Annotated in this window: 10 protein-coding genes and 1 pseudogene; 1 reads left to right on the top strand and 10 read right to left on the bottom strand. The window is 70.9% G+C overall.

Annotation, left to right across the window (positions count from 1 at the left end):
• Positions 1-95 precede the first annotated feature (95 nt).
• Positions 96-233 (bottom strand): annotated as a pseudogene (locus ABZ281_RS09995) (glutamate 5-kinase); the annotation flags it as partial.
• A gap of 380 nt (positions 234-613) precedes the next feature.
• Here ABZ281_RS09995 and ABZ281_RS09990 point away from each other — a divergent pair.
• Positions 614-2,647 carry a hypothetical protein gene (locus ABZ281_RS09990; RefSeq protein WP_356653908.1) on the top strand — a complete coding sequence of 678 codons (2,034 nt, stop codon included), beginning with the start codon at positions 614-616 and terminating at the stop codon, positions 2,645-2,647.
• A gap of 16 nt (positions 2,648-2,663) precedes the next feature.
• Here the strand turns inward: ABZ281_RS09990 and ABZ281_RS09985 are convergent, their stop codons facing one another.
• The 9 genes from ABZ281_RS09985 to ABZ281_RS09945 form a co-directional block, all read right to left on the bottom strand.
• Positions 2,664-3,872 carry a glycosyltransferase family 2 protein gene (locus tag ABZ281_RS09985; RefSeq protein ID WP_356653904.1) on the bottom strand — a complete coding sequence of 403 codons (1,209 nt, stop codon included), beginning with the start codon at positions 3,870-3,872 and terminating at the stop codon, positions 2,664-2,666.
• Positions 3,873-4,073: 201 nt separating this feature from the next.
• The gene (locus ABZ281_RS09980; RefSeq protein WP_356653906.1) at positions 4,074-6,158 is read right to left on the bottom strand and encodes a hypothetical protein; all 2,085 of its coding nucleotides are present in this window, start codon (positions 6,156-6,158) and stop codon (positions 4,074-4,076) included.
• A gap of 205 nt (positions 6,159-6,363) precedes the next feature.
• Positions 6,364-7,860: a bifunctional cytidylyltransferase/SDR family oxidoreductase gene (locus ABZ281_RS09975; RefSeq protein WP_356653902.1), complete on the bottom strand. Its 1,497-nt coding sequence runs from the start codon at positions 7,858-7,860 to the stop codon at positions 6,364-6,366.
• Between the two features lie 580 nt (positions 7,861-8,440).
• Positions 8,441-9,991 (bottom strand): alkaline phosphatase D family protein, encoded by a 1,551-nt coding sequence (locus ABZ281_RS09970; RefSeq protein ID WP_356653900.1) that lies wholly within the window; start codon positions 9,989-9,991, stop codon positions 8,441-8,443.
• A 179-nt stretch (positions 9,992-10,170) separates the two neighbouring features.
• A complete protein-coding gene (locus ABZ281_RS09965; protein WP_356653898.1) occupies positions 10,171-11,658 on the bottom strand; it encodes a VCBS repeat-containing protein in 1,488 nt (495 codons plus the stop codon).
• A 144-nt stretch (positions 11,659-11,802) separates the two neighbouring features.
• Positions 11,803-13,239, bottom strand: a complete 1,437-nt coding sequence (gene obgE, locus ABZ281_RS09960) for a GTPase ObgE (protein WP_356653896.1) — start codon at positions 13,237-13,239, stop codon at positions 11,803-11,805.
• A 124-nt stretch (positions 13,240-13,363) separates the two neighbouring features.
• Positions 13,364-13,618, bottom strand: coding sequence for a 50S ribosomal protein L27 (gene rpmA, locus ABZ281_RS09955; protein WP_031107501.1), 255 nt, complete (start codon positions 13,616-13,618; stop codon positions 13,364-13,366).
• 14 nt (positions 13,619-13,632) lie between these two features.
• Positions 13,633-13,953, bottom strand: coding sequence for a 50S ribosomal protein L21 (gene rplU / locus ABZ281_RS09950; protein ID WP_030836278.1), 321 nt, complete (start codon positions 13,951-13,953; stop codon positions 13,633-13,635).
• A gap of 268 nt (positions 13,954-14,221) precedes the next feature.
• Positions 14,222-17,755: Rne/Rng family ribonuclease (locus ABZ281_RS09945; protein ID WP_356653893.1), on the bottom strand; the 3,534-nt coding region annotated here is incomplete at its 5' end.

Raw genomic sequence — 17,755 nt, 5'->3', positions numbered from 1 at the left:
TCCCAGGTGGCACTCACCCGCTACCACCATGGCCACACCTTGGATGCTCATGGCCGGACCACCGGCATACATCACACGCCCGGCAGCAGTCGGTGTCGGACCTTGGCCAGGACGTCGACCAGCGCGTCCACCCGGTCCGCGTCCAGGCCGCCCGAGGCGGTGGTCAGCGAGGAGGACCCGACCTTGACGACGATCCTGCGGGCCTCGCCCACGGCCTGCCTTGCCCCTGCCACGTCGCCGTCCGTCCCCTCGCGTCGATTCGGTCGCTCACCAGGAAATCTACGGGACGGCCTGACGGGGTGCGGCGCCGGTCCACGCTACGGACGGTGCCGCCGACGTCACGGGAGCGCTACCGCCCTTCTCCGGCCTCACCGCTCGGCTGCCGCCTGCCTTCTTCGCCCCTCACCCGACGGCCTGTCGCCCTTCCTCGAACCCCACCCCGCTTTCTCCGACCCCACCCACGACAGGAATGCAATCTTCCGCTACGGTCCGACGACACGTGCGACGGCAGCCGCCCCCACGCCCCGACGACACGCGCGTGTCGTCGGGAGGACGCCGCGCGTTAACCCGGACGGCCGACCTGCGCCGACCCGACGCTCCTGGAGTGACCGCAGTGCCCGTACCTCTCCCCCGCCCGCAGGCCCTCCTCAAGGGGCTGGTCACCGTCGTCCTGGCCGCCGCTTTCGCCGCACAGGCGGTCGCGGCGCTGCTGCCCCACGTCCCGCTGCTGATCGCCGCGACGGCCGTCTCCCTGGCCACCGAGGGCGTCCTCTACCGCTGGCAGCGCGGGGTGCTGTCGCTGTTCGCCAAGTCGCACGCGGACATCACGGTGCGGCACGTCCTGCGGGATCTGCTGCTGGTCGTGGCCCTGCTGCGGCTCGGCGAGCAGGACCGGGAGACGGTGTACGCCCCGCTGGTGGCCGGGCTGCTCGTCTTCTACGTGCTGCACTGCGCGATCCAGGCGGTCTCCGTGCTGGTCCGCCGCACCCGCACCCTGCCGGTGGTGACCCGGAACATCGACGCCGCGGCGCTGCGGCTGTCCCCCGCCCCGGCCGTGCTGTTGCGCCGCCCCGGCCACCGGCTGTTGGTGTTCGGCCTGCCGGCGACGGCCGGGCTGCTGGCCAGCGCGCCGGGCGACCGGCCGGTCTACGCGGCAGCGGGCATCGCACTCTCCCTCGCCCTCGGGCTGACCGGCCTCGGCGCGCTGCTCCTCCGCCTGCTGCCCGGCCGCCGCCCGGCGGACGAGCAGGAGGTGCTCGACTGGTTCGACGCGTGGCTGGCCGCGTACCGGCCGACCGCCGGCCTGTACTTCTCCGGCGGGGCCGCCTCGGCCTACCAGGCCAACATGTGGCTGGAGCCGCTCGCCGGGCTGGACGCCAGGCCGGTCATCATCCTGCGCGAGCGGTTCATGGTGCAGAAGATCGCGGCGACGGACATCCCGATCGTGTGCCTGCCGAAGGTGTCGACGCTGATGCGCCTGGAGCACTCCACACTCCAGGTCCTCATCCACCCGTCCAACTCCGGCAAGACCTCCCAGGTGCTGCGCATCCCCACGATCAAGCACACCTTCGTCAACCACGGCGAGAGCGACAAGCTGTCGTCCTGCAACCCGTACGCGAAGGCGTACGACGAGGTCTGGGTGGCCGGGCCCGCCGCGCGCGAGCGCTACGCCCTGGCCGAGGTCGGGGTCGAGGACAAGGATGTGGTGGAGACGGGCCGCCCGCAGCTGGACGGCGTGCTGCCCTACGCGGGCCCGCCGGCCGGGGCGTGCACGACCGTGCTGTACGCGCCGACCTGGGAGGGCTGGGACGGCAACCCGGGCAACACCTCGGTGATCGCGGCCGGTGAGAACCTGGTGCGGGCACTGCTCGCGGACCCGGGCGTGCGGCTGCTGTACAAGCCGCATCCGCTGACGGGCTCGGTGGACCCGCGCGCGGGCGCGGCCGATCTGCGGATCAGGGAGCTGATCAGGGCGGCCAGCCGGGAACGGGCGGGGGCACGCCCCTCGGACAGCGCGGAACTCACGCTCCGCACCGCCGAACTGGACCGGCTCACCACGTCGGTGTTCCGGACCGGGGCCGACACCGTGGAGCAGATGCTGGTGCAGTCGGCGCCGGAGCCGGGCCGCGCGGAGGCGGTGACGCGGGCGACGGCCGCGTGGGAGGAGGCGTACTGGGCCTCGCTGCCGGAGAGCGAGCACCAGATCATCACGGACGACCGGCCCACGCTGTACTCCTGCTTCAACGTGGCCGACCTGCTGATCAGCGATGTGTCGAGCGTGATCAGCGACTTCCTCGCGAGTGCGAAGCCGTACGCCGTGGCCAACACCAGCGGGCTGCCCGAGGACGCCTTCCGTACGGCGTTCCCGACGGTGGTGGCGGCGACCGTGCTGACGCCGGACGCCGCCGGGGTGCCGGACCTGCTGGACGCCGTCCGGCACCCGGAGCGCGACGAACTGGCCGAGGCACGCGCCGAGTTGAAGCTGCGGCTGCTCGGCCCGGCGGAGCCGTCGTCACAGGAGCGCTTCAACGACGCCGTCCGGGCGCTGTGCGGGGCGGCCCGGGACCACCGGGCACGGGTGGCGGAGCGGCTGGCCGCGGTGCCCGGTCAACGCACCGCGACCGAGGTCCCGACCGCGCCGCGTTGAGCGGCGGCACCCGCGGTCACGCCGCGTGCCGCACCTCCCGGGACGTCAGCACCCGCCGCGCCTTGCGCACCGCCCGGCGCACGAAGGTGTCGACACCGCCCTCGCGGTAGCCCGGAAAGGCCCGGGCCTCCCGCGGCTCGGCGAGGAAGACCGAGTCGGGGACGCCGGCGGCGCGGTCCCGGAAGTGCGGGTAGACCAGGTACACACGGCGGCCCTTCCGCTCCAGGAGGGCCGCCGCCTGCTTCTTGGCCTTGACGAACTTCACGACGTCCGGCAGCAGTTCGGGCCGCTGTTCGGCGACCAGGTGCAGCCGGAGCCGCTCGTGGACCTTGAGGCGCTGTGCTACGCCCTCGGTCCAGTAGGTGTCCATCAGCGGCTTGGCGAGCTCGAACTTGTGCCGGCGGATCTCCTCGCCGTCCGTCAGGTACTTGGGCCCGAACTGCGGCAGCAGCGTGACGAGGAAGGGCCGGACCATCAGCTGATCACGCCGGCCGCCCGCGGGGACGAGATCGGCGATGAGCTCCATCAGGGCCCGCGCGGAGTCGAAGCGCAGCGTGTAACTGCCGCTCTTCGTCACGTGCTTGCCGTCGTCGCGGCCGACCAGGTAGTAGCAGGTGTGGTCGGCGACCACGGAGACGCCGTCCGCCCGCAGGTACGCCTCCATGGTGAACAGCGCGTCCTCGCCGGTGAAGAGCGACTCGTCGAAGCGCATGCCGTGCCGGTCCAGCAGCACGCGGCGGAACAGCTTCTGCGCGCTGAGCGTGAACTTGATGTTGGAGGAGAAGACGTCCGTCCGCTCCACCGTCTTGCCCCACATGGATTTCGGTGCCGAGCGGTTGACGCCCTCGACCCTGCCGAGCACCACGTCCGTGCCGGCGCGGTCGGCCATGCCGACCATGCGCTCCAGGGCCTCGGGGCCCAGCCGGTCGTCCGCGTCGAGGAAGAAGACGTAGCGCCCGGTGGCTTTGCTCAGGCCCACGTTGCGCGGGCCGCTGGGGCCGCCCGAGTTCTCCTGCCGGATCACCAGCACGTGCATGGGAGCGCGCTCGGCGAACTCCTCCAGGTACTCCCCCGTCCCGTCCGTCGAACCGTCGTCCACCGCGATGACCTCGACGCGCATCGGATCGATGGTCTGTGCCTCGACGGACGAGAGGCACTCGATCAGATACGGCATCGCTTCGTACGCCCCGATGATCACACTCACATCAGGCTGCGCAACGGTCACGTTTCCCCCTAGTCAATGGGATATTCCCCCGTATCGCCTCATTCGCTACTTGATAGACGGGTGATCGAGGCAAGCGGTTGCCTCGTACACACGTGTTAGTGGTTCAGGTCACAAAGTGAACGAACAGGAAACGGGGAAACGAAAGGGTTCGGCCCCGAGGAGAACTCCTCGGGGCCGAACCCTTCGTCATGCGGGGGTAGTTCAGCCCGCACCCACTCCGTCCGCGTCACCGGCGGAGGACACCCGCTGCCCGGGCACGGCGTTCGCCAGTTCGGCCTCGGTCTCCGCGAGGGCGGCCACGTCCCGGGACTGCTGGCCGACGTTGCGCGTCTCGGCCTTGACCGCGAGGTTCGCGACGGCGGCGTTGAACTGCTCGAGGGAGGTCGGCTCGTCCGGGCCCAGCAGGTACTGCTTGAGCTCCTTGCGGTCCCCGGCCAGCTGGTCGGCGTCCGGGGCGCGGACGGCGCCGAGCAGCTCGCCCACCTCGGACGCGCTGTTGGAGAGGATCACCGCGGCACGCACCGCCGTGTTGTTCCGCTTGAACTCCTCGACGCCCACGTCGGCGGAGTCGGTGACCGCGTACGGCTTGCCGCTCGCGATGAAGTCGGACACCACGCTGGAGATGTCGGAGACCATCGCGTCGGAGACGTTGAAGCAGTCGTACAGCCGCGGCTCGGAGCCGGTGATGACGCGGTGCTCCCAGGACGGGAAGGAACGCCAGTAGGCGTCGTTCCACTCGGCACGCAGCCGGGCGGCCTCCTGGTGCCGGGCCACGTCGATCAGCCCGTCACGGGTGGCCTCGGCCTCGTCGCCGCGGTCGCCGCCGGAGCCCGACAGCTGCGCGAGCCGGGCCTCGATCCGCTCCAGCTCGGCCTTGGCCTGCGCCTGGGCGGCGGTGTCGGCGATGAAGCGCGTGTTGATGGCGCGCTCCGCGGCGGCCTTCTGCACCAGGGCGGTGATCCGCATGTGCGCGGCGCCGGCCTCCTTGCTGACGTTGCCGGTGAACGGGTGCGGCTTGTACAGGACGCGGACCGGCGGGTCGGCCTGCACGAGCTGCTTCACGATGTTCTCGCCGGCCAGCACGACCGAGGTGTTGCCCGGGTTGCCGTCCCAGCCCTCCCAAGTGGGGGCGTACAGCACGGTCGGGATACGGCTCTCGGGCACGCCCTGCCAGTTCTGGATCGGGGCGAGCTGCGGGCGGCCGACCTCGACGATGTCGTCGTCGCGGACACCGACGTCGGCGATGGCGTAGCGATCGCGGCCCGCGCGGCCGGCCGTCCACACCTCGTCGTAGACCTTGCTGTACGGGTTGACGCTGGCGAGCTTGTCGCTGTCGCCGTGGCCGATGAAGACGTGCTTGATCGTGGGCACGCGCAGCATGTGGATGTTCTTGCCGACGTTCGCCGCGTACAGCGCGACCCGCACCGTGGACAGGTCCATGTTCATCAGGTGCACCCCTCCGGGCACGCAGATGACGGGAACCGTGGTGGGCGCGAGGTTGTTCAGGATGGCCCGCTCACGCAGGATGATCAGCGGCTTGGACTCCAGCTTCTCCATGGTGTCGAGCCACATGTTGACCTGGTAGGCGGAGTCCTTCGAACCCGAGAAGTACAGGACCGTCTCCGGCTTGTACTCACCGAGCCAGTCGTCGACGGCGGCCAGGACCTTCTCGGCGTTCGGCGGGATCTTCCGGCCGCGCACGTACGGCACGAGCGCCAGGACGTACAGGGTGGCCAGGGCCACGGTGACGCCGATGCCGATGAAGCCGATCAGGGCCGACTTGACCTGCGCGGCGACCAGGATGCCGACGACCGCCACGAGGTCGAGGTGGAGCATCTTCTCGGCGGAGCGGTGCAGCAGCCCCCGCGGCGGGGCGTCCGGGATGCGGATGCGCGAGGCCAGGTCGACGTTGCGGGTGGCGACCGGCATGCGGCGGCGGTTGCGAATGAGCTGGACCAGCGCGCCGTGCGGGGCCTGGAGACCGTAGAAGGCGATGAAGCAGGCGATCGCCCCGTAGTAGATCAGGTTGTCCGCGAGGGACAGCCGGGCCAGCAGCAGGATGAGCAGCAACTGCCGTATCAGGAAGCGGATCGACAGGCCGGCCCGGACCTTGCTGAGGCGGTTGATCAGGTAGCTGCCCTTGCGGTGCAGATAGTGGTCCGCCAGGTACGTCACGGCGGCCGCTGCCGCGAAGGCGGGAACGCTCGGGACGAGCGCGGCCAGCATGAGGGCGGGGAAGCCCGCCACCATGAGGATCGCCGCGGCCAGCTCGGCCGCGCTGCCCACCCGGGCGACGCGAATAGCGGTGGATATCACGGAGAAACCTGCTCTTGGGAGGGTGTGCCGGTCTTGTTTCTAGCATGCGGCTGGTCTGTGAATATTCGCGAGACTGTATGGATTCAGGCCCCTGCGAACACTCCGTTCGACGACAAAAGCCGTTGACAGGAGGGCGCAGAGGCCTGAATTACTGAAGTCTATTTGGCGCCAATTATTACACGCCGTCCTGCCGGTCCAGCACCGTGGCCAGTGCCTGCTCGAAGCCGGAGGCCCGGGCCGCCCCGGCCGTGGGGTCCTGCTGGCGGACGTCGATGACATGGCCGGTGAGCTCGGAGAGCAGCACGTCGAGCGAGGTGCGGGCCACGGCCTCGGAGGACAGCAGGGAACCGGCGGGCTCCTGGCCAAAAGCCTTGGTGCGCATGGGCGTGGCGGTGCGCTCGGGGTTGATGCAGTTGACGCGGACACCGTCGCCGGCCCACTCGTCGGACAGGGCCTGGGTGAGGTTCACCATGGCGGCCTTGGTGGAGGAGTACAGGCTGTACTCGGCACGGCCCCGGGTGTAGCTGCTGGAGGTGTAGAGCAGCAGCTGGCCGTCGGTCTCGGACAGGTACTTGTACGACGACCGGGCGATCTGCACCGGGGCCAGGTAGTTGACCTTCAGCGCCTCCTCGATGGTGGCGTTGTCGGTCTCGGCGAGCTTGCCTATGCGCAGCACGCCGGCGGTGTTGACCACGTAGTCGATGCGGCCGGTCTCGGCGTACGCCTTGGACAGGGCGTCGTCGACCTCCTCCGGGTTCTCCACGTGGGTGCCGGTGGTGGAGCGGCCGAGGGCGTAGACCTTGGCGCCGTAGGATTCGGCGAGCTCGGCGATGTCCTTGCCGATGCCGTAGCTGCCACCGAAGACGACCATGGTCTTGCCGGTCAGCAGCTCGCGGTAGGCCTCCTCGGAGACCTGCTCGGGCGCGGCCGTGGAGGCCAGCTGGAAGAGCTTGTCGGCGATGAAGACGTCGACGGGCTGGGTGACCTTCATGTTGTACTCGTCACCCGCGACGACGTGGATCGGCACGTCCGGCAGGTACTTGAGCACGACGGAGCAGTCGTCGGTCGCCTGGAAGTTGGGGTCACCGGCGGCGACCTCGTAGGCCCGCTTGATCGTGGACAGCTTGAAGGCCTGCGGCGTCTGGCCGCGGCGCAGCCGGGAGCGGTCCGGGATCTCGGTGATGAACTCGCCGTCCTCGCCGTGCGTGCGCGTGACGATGATCGTGTCGGCGGACGGGATGGCCACGTCGACGGCCTGGTAGCGCTCCAGGGCGACGACGCAGTCGTCGATGACGCGCTGCGAGAGCAGGGGGCGCACGGCGTCGTGGAAGAGGACGTTGGCGTCCTCGCCCTCGGCCAGGCCCTCTCCCAGCGCGGCGATGGCACGCTCGGTGGTCTCGTTCCGCGTGGAGCCGCCCTCGATGACCTTCGAGACCTTCTCGAGCCCGGCCTTCGCGACGATCTTCTCGATGTCGGGCACGTAACCCGGCGCCATCAGCACGATGATGTCGTCGATCGAGTCGGCGTTCTCGAAGGTGGTCAGCGTGTGCTCGATGACTGCCTTGCCGGCGATCTTCAGCAGCTGCTTGGGGATCGACAGACCCACGCGCTGACCGGTGCCACCGGCCAGGATCACTGCGGTGGTACGGGGCTTGGCTATGTGCTGGGACACAGGTGACCTACCTTGGGGCGACAGGGAACTTGGAAATGGTCCCACTTGGGGTTACCGCAATGCAAGGTGAGCGACCTCCACCGCATATGTGCGCGCAACCTCTCATTCACCTGGCGACGCCGCTGATTGCGAGACGGCTGCGCGAGCCCCGGAAATGCGCTGTGAGTAACTGCACAGAAGCTCAGCGACAGCGGAGCCGCTCGGGGCGGCGGTGACCGAGGGCCCTCACGGGCTCCTTGGGACGATGTCCTGTGCACGGTACGCGCTTTGACGGCACCCCGTGCACCACGGCCGCCGCTCGCCGGGGCGGTCACGGGGTCACGGTGTGCGGATCCGCACTTCCCGGGACACGTGTCGGCGCACGTTCTTCATGCGGGCCGACCGCGAATACCGCTCTCCCGGCAGCTCATTGCCGCGGAATTCCTGGTTGCGATTGCGCAGCATTTCGGCCTCGGCGAGAGCGATACCCCGTGAGACCGGGTCGGACTTCTCACACGGTTCACACGGTTCACAGTCCCGCACGACGACGAAGAGCCCGGGACTCCGAAGAGTCCCGGGCGCACGCGCCTCGCGGACCGGGTCAGACGACGTCGACGCCCGGCCGGCCCGCCTCGACCCGCAGCCTCGCCAGCGTGCCCGGCGTCGCGGTCGGCCGCCGTACGGTGTCGACCACTCTCACCTGGGCGTCGATGCCGTCACGGCGGACATCGAAGAGGTGGTAGCCGCGGTGCGCGTCGAGCAGCTTCCAGTGCGGGTTGTCCGGGCGCCGCGGGTCCCACTCCTTGCGGAAGGCGGCCTGGTCCTGGTCGCCGTTGCTGGAGATGGAGGTGCCGACGAACTCGGCGCCGACGACCCCGGAGTCCGGGTCGGCGTAGTCCTCCTTGAGGTCGCTGATCATCGTCAGGTGCCGGTCGCCGGAGAGCACCACCGGGTTGCGGACCTGCCTGAACTCTTGGAGGAAGCGGTTGCGTTCGGCCTGGTAGCCGTCCCAGGCGTCGTAGAACCAGAGCTTGCCCTCGCCGACCTGGAGGTCCGTCTCGGCCATCATGATCTGGGAGGCGATGAGGTTCCAGCGGGCGGGCGAGTACTGCAGCCCGTTCAGCAGCCACCGCTTCTGCCGGGCGCCGAGCATGGTCAGTGACGGGTCCTGGGCGCCGGCCTGGCTGGTGGCCTGGTCACTGCGGTACTGGCGGGTGTCCAGGACGTTGAGCCGGGCCAGACGGCCGAACTCCAGGCGTCGGTACATCCGGATGTGCGGGCCGTCCGGGACCGCGGTCGCACGGACCGGCATGTGCTCGTAGAACGCCTGGTAGGCCGCGGCCAGCCGGGCCACGAACGCGTCGTGCGGCTGCTTGTCCGGGTCCTGGGGGATCTCGCCTGCGAAGTCGTTGTCCACCTCGTGGTCGTCGAAGGTCACCACGAAGGGCGCGTTCGCGTGCATCGCCGCGAGGTCCGGGTCGGTGCGGTACTGCGCGTAGCGGTTGCGGTACTGGACGAGGCTGAACGGCTCACCGGCGCCCTCGTGCCGCCGTACGCCCGTCGCCGAGGGCGTGGACTCGTAGATGTAGTCGCCGACGAACACCACGACGTCCGGGTCCTGGTCGAGCATGTCTGCGTACGGCGTGAAATAGCCGTGCTGCCAGTTCTGGCAGGAGGCGAGGGCCATGCGCAGGGAGCCACCGGAGCTGTGGGGGTGGGGCGCGGTGCGGGTGCGGCCGACGGGCGAGAGCTGCCCGCTGGTGCGGAAGCGGTACCAGTACGTACGGTCGGCGCGCAGCCCCCGTACGTCCACGTGAACGCTGTGCCCGTACTCGGGCCGGGCCTGGGCGATGCCCCCTCGAACGACCTTTCTGAACCGGGGGTCCTCGGCGAGCTGCCACCCCACCGGCACCGTCCGGTCGGGCATGCCGCCGCCGTTCAGCGGGTCCGGGGCGAGTCTGGTCCACAGCACGATGCCGTCCGGCAGCGGGTCTCCCGAGGAGACGCCGAGGCTGAACGCACCGTCGGGCAACGGCGTCTCGGCCGCTCGGGCGGCGGCCGGGAGCCACAGCTGGGCGGAGGTCGCGGCGCCGAGCACCGCGGCGCCCGCGGTCAGAAAGCGGCGTCGGTCGGGGGATACTGCTCCGGTCATCGGCTGACTCCCTTACCTCGCTGGCCACGTGGACACGGGGAAGCTTCACGCTCGCGGGCGGTCCGCCCGCTGAACGCCGGGATTCACGTACATGACAACTAGGCAGACAAAGAGAGACTCGCCGCCAGCATCGGAACAAGCCGTTGCCGGGGCGAGTCTGACAGATGATCAGTGTCGGGTCAGTGAGCGAAACCCCTGCCGAGGGAGGAGCCGCTCTTGACCGTGCCGAGGGTGCCCGCGCCGAAGCTGACCGAGCCGGTCGCGGTGGGAGCGTTCACCGGGTTGGGGAACGCCCAGACCCCGCCGTCCCGGTTCTCGCCGGTGGCGCCGGCGAACAGCTCGGCCCGGCCGTCGCCGTTGACGTCGAGCAGGTTGGTGTCGGCGCCGAAGAAGTCGTTCTGCTCTGCGGTGCCCGGGACGTTCCGGGTGTTCTGGCTGATGCTGTAGGCGCCGTTCCCGGTGAGCCCGGAGCCGCCGCCGCGCAGGAGGGTCACCTGGCCGGCCGCGTACACCTCCCCGAGGTCCTCGCTCGAGCTGCCGGTGGAGACGTCCGCGTACCCGTCGGCGTTGACGTCACCGACGGAGATACCCCCGCCGAAGCTGTCGGACCACTCCGAACTTCCGGGCACACCCGGGGTTTCCTGCGTGATGATCGTCGTACGGGAGGTGTCGGGTCCGTCGGCCGAGCCGTGCACCACGCCGATCTGGCCGCCCTTCAGCAGCGGGTCGTCGAGGTCGACTTCGCCGAAGCCGTCGTTCGGGCGGCCGATGACGAGGTCGGCGTACCCGTCCTTGTCCACGTCGCCGACGCCGAGGCTCTCACCGCCGCGCATACGCGTGCCGTCCGGATTGTTCACCGGGGAGGAGGCGCTCAGGCCGTCACGGGTGCCCCGCAGGAAGACCGCGCGACGGTGCCTGTAGTCGGGGTCGTGCATGTCGTCGTCGCTGACGTCGTGGATGAGCGCGACCAGGTCCGTGACGCCGTCGTGGTCGACGTCCCCGGCCGCCACGTCGTCCGTGACGTACGCGGGCTCGATGGCCAGGGTCTGGCTCTTCGCGGCACCCGTGGTGCGGTCGAACGGCCCGTACAGCAGACGGTTGCCGGTGGCGAGGTCCGGTTGTCCGTCGCCGTTGAAGTCGCCGAGCGCCGGGGTCTCGGGGTCGACCCGGTCCTCCTCGGTGCCGGTGGCCACGGCCGTGCCGCCGGACAGGCCCTGCTTCCCGCCCCACAGCACGGCGAGCGTGCCGGCCGCCCTGACGTCTCCGACGCTCTCGCCCGGGGCGCCCACGACCAGGTCGGCGTAGCCGTCGCCGTCCAGGTCGCCGGCGGCGAGACCGTCGCCGTAGTCGTCGTTGGTCTCCGCGGCACCGGGTATGCCCGGGGTGTTCTGGCTGAGGACCTGCTTGTGAGTGAGGTCGAGGCCCTTGGCCGAGCCGTACACGACGGCCACGTATCCGGCCTGGGCCTGACCGTCGACCTTTCCGCGCGGGGCGGCGACGGCCAGGTCCTGATAGCCGTCGCCGTTGAAGTCGTCCTGGAGTTTGTCCGCGACGGACGGGGCGGCCGGGGCGGCCGGGGCGGCGTGCGCGGAGGCCACCGGGGTGGTCACGGTCGCGACGACGGCGACGGCCGCGGCGACCGCTCGGCCGACCCTGCGCTTGCTCATGGACTGTGGCACGTCAACTCCGGCGATTCGCTGGGCAGTTACGGCGCGGAGGGGAACAAGATCCCCTCCGGCACCACCCTGTACGACTCACCGAAGAACGACTTGGTTGCACCGAAGTCCGTTGCGAATTTGCCTTCTGTTAACTCAGAACGGCTCGAAATCGTCGAACTCCTGCTGCGCCTCGTCCCGCTCGGCCTGCCGGTCCTTGCGGCGCTGCGCGGCCGGCCGCTCGCCCTCGAGGCGGTGGTCCTCACCGCGCCGGCCGAGCATCTCGGCCCCGGCCGTCACGGACGGCTCCCAGTCGAAGACGACCGCGTTGTCCTCGGGGCCGATGGCCACGCCGTCGCCGCCTCGTGCGCCCGCCTTCATCAGCTCCGCCTCGACACCGAGCCGGTTGAGCCGGTCCGCGAGGTACCCGACGGCCTCGTCGTTGTTGAAGTCCGTCTGGCGCACCCAGCGTTCGGGCTTCTCACCGCGCACCCGGAACAGGCCGTCGGCTTCCTGTGTCACGGTGAAGCCGGTGTCGTCCACGGCCTTGGGCCGGATCACGATCCGCGTGGCCTCTTCCTTCGGCCTCGCGGCCCGCGACTGCGCCACGACCTCCGCCAGCGCGTACGACAGCTCCTTCAGGCCCATGTGAGCCACGGCCGAGACCTCGAACACGCGGTAGCCGCGCGCCTCCAGGTCGGGCCGCACCATCTCGGCCAGATCCTTGCCGTCCGGTACGTCGATCTTGTTCAGGACGACGATCCGCGGCCGGTTGTCCAGCCCGCCGTACTGCCGCAGTTCCTCCTCGATGATGTCGAGGTCGGAGACGGGGTCACGCTCGGACTCCAGCGTCGCGGTGTCCAGGACGTGCACGAGCACACTGCACCGCTCCACGTGCCGCAGGAACTCCAGGCCCAGGCCCTTGCCCTGGCTGGCCCCGGGGATCAGTCCGGGCACGTCGGCGATCGTGTAGACCGTCGAACCGGCCGTGACGACACCGAGGTTCGGCACGAGTGTGGTGAAGGGGTAGTCGGCGATCTTGGGCTTGGCTGCGCTCAGCACCGAGATCAGCGACGACTTGCCGGCACTCGGGTACCCGACGAGGGCCACGTCGGCGACGGTCTTCAGCTCCAGGACGACGTCCCGCAGGTCTCCCGGCTCACCGAGCAGCGCGAATCCGGGCGCCTTGCGCCGCGCGGAGGCCAGCGCCGCGTTGCCGAGCCCGCCCCGGCCCCCCTGGGCGGCGACGTACGACGTGCCATGCCCGACCAGGTCGGCGAGGACGTTGCCCGCCTTGTCGAGCACGACCGTGCCGTCCGGCACCGGCAGGACGAGGTCCTGGCCGTCCTTGCCGGAGCGGTTGCCGCCCTCACCGGGCTTGCCGTTGGTGGCCTTGCGGTGCGGGGAGTGGTGGTAGTCGAGCAGCGTGGTGACCGACTGGTCGACGGTGAGGATCACGTCCCCGCCGCGCCCGCCGTTACCGCCGTCCGGCCCGCCGAGGGGCTTGAACTTCTCACGGTGGACGGAGGCACAGCCGTGGCCTCCGCTACCCGCGGCGACGTGCAGCTCGACGCGGTCCACGAAGGTGGTCATGGTGTGTGCCTCCAGGTGCGTACGTATGTGTACGAGGTTGTACGGGGTTGCTCTCTGCGTAACACGCGAAAGGCGGACCCGCTTCCCGTGAGGGAAGTGAGGTCCGCCTCGCGAAAGCTTCCGATCAGGCGACCGGAACGATGTTCACGACCTTGCGGCCACGGTGGGTGCCGAACTGCACCGAACCGGCCTCGAGGGCGAACAGCGTGTCGTCGCCGCCACGGCCGACGCCGGAGCCCGGGTGGAAGTGGGTGCCACGCTGACGGACCAGGATCTCACCCGCGTTGACGACCTGACCGCCGAAGCGCTTCACGCCGAGCCGCTGGGCATTGGAGTCGCGACCGTTCCGGGTGGACGATGCGCCCTTCTTGTGTGCCATTTCTCCTCAGTCCCTTACTTCGCAGCCGTGGGGATCTCAGTGACCTTGATCGCCGTGTACTGCTGGCGGTGGCCCTGGCGACGGCGGTAGCCGGTCTTGTTCTTGTAGCGCAGAATGTCGATCTTCTGGCCCTTGTGGTGGTCCACGACCTCGGCCTGGACCTTGATGCCGGCCAGCACCCACGGGTCGCTGGTCACGGCGTCGCCGTCGACAACGAGCAGGGTCGAGAGCTCGACCGAGTCGCCAACCTTGGCAGTGGAAATCTTGTCAACCTCAACGATGTCGCCGACAGCAACCTTGTGCTGGCGACCACCGCTGCGCACGATGGCGTACACGCGGAACTCACTCTCTAGCTCGGGAAACGGCACCCCCGCAGGCCAGCCGCCCGACTCAGCGAGCAGCCTCTCCCGGCGCCCGGCGCCCGGAGGATGAGGTTTACGGGGATGTAGACGCGTCAGTCGACACGCCGACGGTCAAGGTTACGGGGCCGCGGCCGAAGGGGTCAAACCGAGCCGGGCCCGCCACCTGTGCGACCGGTCACGCCGGTCGCGTCCCCGGGGGGTACGCGGAGTTCGCGCACGCCCCGGGGGACGTCGAGGCCGGTCAGCCCTCGTCGGTGGAGGCCGAGACGGAGGACGCGGAGGGCACCGACTGCTCCGCCGCCACGGTCTTCTTCGACGCGGTCTTCTTGGCGGCGGTCTTGGTGGTCTTCGCCGCCTTCTTGGCCGTCGTCTTCTTGGCGGCGGTCTTCTTCGCCGCCGTCTTCTTGGTGGTGGCGGCCTTCTTCGCCGTGGCCTTCTTGGCCGTCTTGCGGGCCGTCTTCTTGGCGGGTGCCGACTCCTCGGCGGCCTCCTCCGTGACGGCACCGTCCGACGCGGGCGCCTGCGGGGCCTTTGCGGACACGGCCTCCTCCGCCACGGTCTCCTCGGGCGCGGCCGACGGGACGACCACGACGGCCGTGTCCTCGGACGCCGTGGACACCGTGGGCTTGCGCACGGCGCGGCGCCGCGGACGGGCCGGGGCGGCGCTCTCCGCGGGCACCTCGGCGACCGGCTCGGCGGCCTCGGCCTGCTCGGCCACCGGGGCCGCGGCCTCGGACACCGCGGGTGCGGTCTCGGGCACCGTCACCACGGTCGCCTCGGCCCCCGTCGGGGAACCGGCCGGAGCGGACACCTTGCGGGTGGCCCGACGCCGGGTACGGCCCTTGGGTGCGGCCTCCTCGGCCGGAGCGGCCTGCGCGGCGTCGACCACCGGGTCCTCCACGGCCATCGGCTCGGCCTGCGCCTCGGCGGCCGGCTCCGGCTGCACCGGACGGGCGACCTCCTGCTCGGCGGTCACGTCCTGCGCCGTCGGTACCTCGGCCTCGGCCTGCTCGGCCCGGCTCCTGCCGCGCCGGGTCCGGTCCCTGCCCTGCTCGGCCTTCGGCTCGACGGCCTCACCACGCGGGGAGCCCGCCGGAGCCGACGCCCGCCGGCTCGCCCGGCGACGCGACCGCCCACGGCCGGCCGCGGCCTCCGCCTCGGCGGCGCTGCTGTACAGCTCCTCGTCGGGCTCGAAGGACGGCTCGGGCAGCGCGATCGGCTCGGCGGCCTCGGCTCCGACCTCCGCCTCGGTCTCGGCCTCCTGCTCGGCGGTCTCGACGGCCGCCTCGTGCACGTGCGGCTGGTCGGCGGCGCCGGCACGCGCGCGCTTCTTGCGCTTTCCGCCGCCTCCGGGGGCCGTCGGCTGCTCCATGTGCACGATGACGCCGCGTCCGTTGCAGTGGACACAGGTCTCGGAGAAGGACTCCAGCAGGCCCTGCCCGACCCGCTTGCGGGTCATCTGCACGAGCCCCAGCGAGGTCACTTCAGCGACCTGGTGCTTCGTACGGTCCCGGCCCAGGCACTCCAGCAGGCGCCGCAGCACCAGGTCCCGGTTGGACTCCAGCACCATGTCGATGAAGTCGATGACGATGATGCCGCCGAGGTCGCGCAGCCGCAGCTGGCGCACGATCTCCTCGGCCGCCTCCAGGTTGTTCCTGGTGACGGTCTCCTCGAGGTTGCCGCCCTGGCCGGTGAACTTGCCGGTGTTGACGTCGACGACGACCATCGCCTCGGTCCGGTCGATCACCAGCGAACCGCCGCTGGGCAGCCACACCTTGCGGTCGAGGGCCTTGGCGAGCTGCTCGTCGATCCGGTACGTGGCGAAGACGTCGACCTCGGAGGTCCACTTCGACAGCCGCTCGGCGAGGTCCGGGGCGACGTGCGAGACGTACCCGTGGATGGTCGACCACGCCTCGTCACCGCTGACGACGACCTTGGAGAAGTCCTCGTTGAAGATGTCACGGACGACCCGGACGGTCATGTCCGGCTCGCCGTACAGCAGCGTCGGGGCGTTGCCGTTCTTGGCCTTCTTCTGGATGTCCTCCCACTGCTGCTGCAGCCGCTCGACGTCCCGGCGCAGCTCGTCCTCGCTCGCGCCCTCGGCGGCGGTGCGCACGATGACGCCCGCGTCCTCGGGGACGATCTTCTTGAGGATGGTCTTCAGCCGGGCCCGCTCGGTGTCGGGCAGCTTGCGGCTGATGCCGGTCATGGAGCCCTCGGGCACGTACACGAGGTAGCGGCCCGGGAGGGAGACCTGGCTGGTCAGGCGGGCGCCCTTGTGACCGATCGGGTCCTTCGTCACCTGGACGAGCACGGACTGGCCGGACTTCAGGGCGGACTCGATGCGGCGCGGCCCGTGGGCCATGCCCAGCGCCTCGAAGTTGACCTCGCCGGCGTACAGGACGGCGTTGCGGCCCTTGCCGATGTCGATGAAGGCGGCCTCCATCGACGGCAGCACGTTCTGCACCTTGCCGAGGTAGACGTTGCCGACGTACGAGGTCGCCTGCTCCTTGTTGACGTAGTGCTCGACGAGCACGTCGTCCTCGAGGACGCCGATCTGGGTGCGGTCGCCGTGCTGGCGGACGACCATCACACGCTCGACGGCCTCGCGGCGGGCCAGGAACTCGGCCTCGGTGATGATCGGCACGCGTCGGCGGCCCTGCTCGCGTCCTTCGCGGCGGCGCTGCTTCTTGGCCTCCAGACGGGTCGAGCCCTTGATGGACTGCACCTCGTCGGACGGCTCGGCCTTGGGGCGGGGCTCACGGACCTTGACGACCGTGCGCTCGGGGTCGTCGTCGGAGGGCTCGGACTCGGTGCCGGAGTCACCGGCACGACGACGGCGGCGACGGCGCCGGCGGCTGCTGCTGGAGCCGCCCGCGCCGGACTCGTCGCGGTCGGCGGCGTCCTCGGAGTCCTCGTCGTCCTCGGCGCCGTCCTCGGTGTCCTGGTCCTGCGCGGCGCCCTGCTCGGACTCGGCGTCCTCGCCGCCCTCACCGTCGGAGTCGGCGGACTCACCGCGCCTGCGGCGGCGGCCGCCCCGGCGACGGCGGCGGCGCGAGCCGGTGCCCTCGGACTCCTCCTGGTCGTCACCGTCGGCCTGGTCCTCGGCGGACTCGTCGGGCTCCTCCGCCTCGTCGGCGGCGGTGTCGGCGGCGGCGGTCTCGGGGGCCTGGGCCGCGGGCTCGTCGCCGGCACTCCGGCGACGGCGCCGGCGACGCGAGCCGCCGGTCTGCTCCTCGCGCTGGGCCTCGGCCGGCGCGGACTCCTCGGCCTCCCCGGGCTCCTCGGGCTCCTCGGCCCCGGCCGCCTCGGCGGCGGCAGCGGCAGCGGCAGCGGCCCGCTCCGGGGTCTGGAACTGGGGCTCGGTGAAGACGGGCGCCTGGAACAGCGCGACGGCGGGCCGCCTCGGCCGCGACGTCGACTCGTTCTCGCCGTCGTCCGCACTCGCGGTCGCCCGAGCAACGGCCTTCGAGGCCCTCGAACCCTTGGCGGGCTGGGCGGGCTCGGCGAAGCCACCGGCGGCCCGGCGCACGACCCGGCGACGACGCCGCGGACCGGCCTCCTCGGCCGACTCGGCGGCTTCGTCGGCCGCGGTCTCGTCGGGGGCGTCGGCAGCGCGGGCGGGCTCGGCGGCGGTCGCCTCGGACGCGCGGGCGGGCTCGGCTGCGGGGTTCTCGGTCACGGGTGCCTTCGCCTCCTCGGCATTGCCCTCCACCGCGTCCGCGGCGGAAGGACCACCCGCGACCCGTCCACCGCCGGCTGCGTGGACAGCAGC

This window comes from Streptomyces sp. NPDC006265, assembly GCF_040613555.1.
Taxonomy (GTDB): Bacteria; Actinomycetota; Actinomycetes; order Streptomycetales; family Streptomycetaceae; genus Streptomyces.
Note: the sequence above shows the minus strand (reverse complement) of the source record. Positions and strands in the feature narration are given on the sequence as shown.

Coding starts and splice junctions, on each gene's coding strand:
- ABZ281_RS09965 (WP_356653898.1), bottom strand. CDS start 11,658: ATGAGCAAGCGCAGGGTCGGCCGAGCGGTCGCCGCGGCCGTCGCCGTC.
- obgE (WP_356653896.1), bottom strand. CDS start 13,239: ATGACCACCTTCGTGGACCGCGTCGAGCTGCACGTCGCCGCGGGTAGC.
- rpmA (WP_031107501.1), bottom strand. CDS start 13,618: ATGGCACACAAGAAGGGCGCATCGTCCACCCGGAACGGTCGCGACTCC.
- ABZ281_RS09970 (WP_356653900.1), bottom strand. CDS start 9,991: ATGACCGGAGCAGTATCCCCCGACCGACGCCGCTTTCTGACCGCGGGC.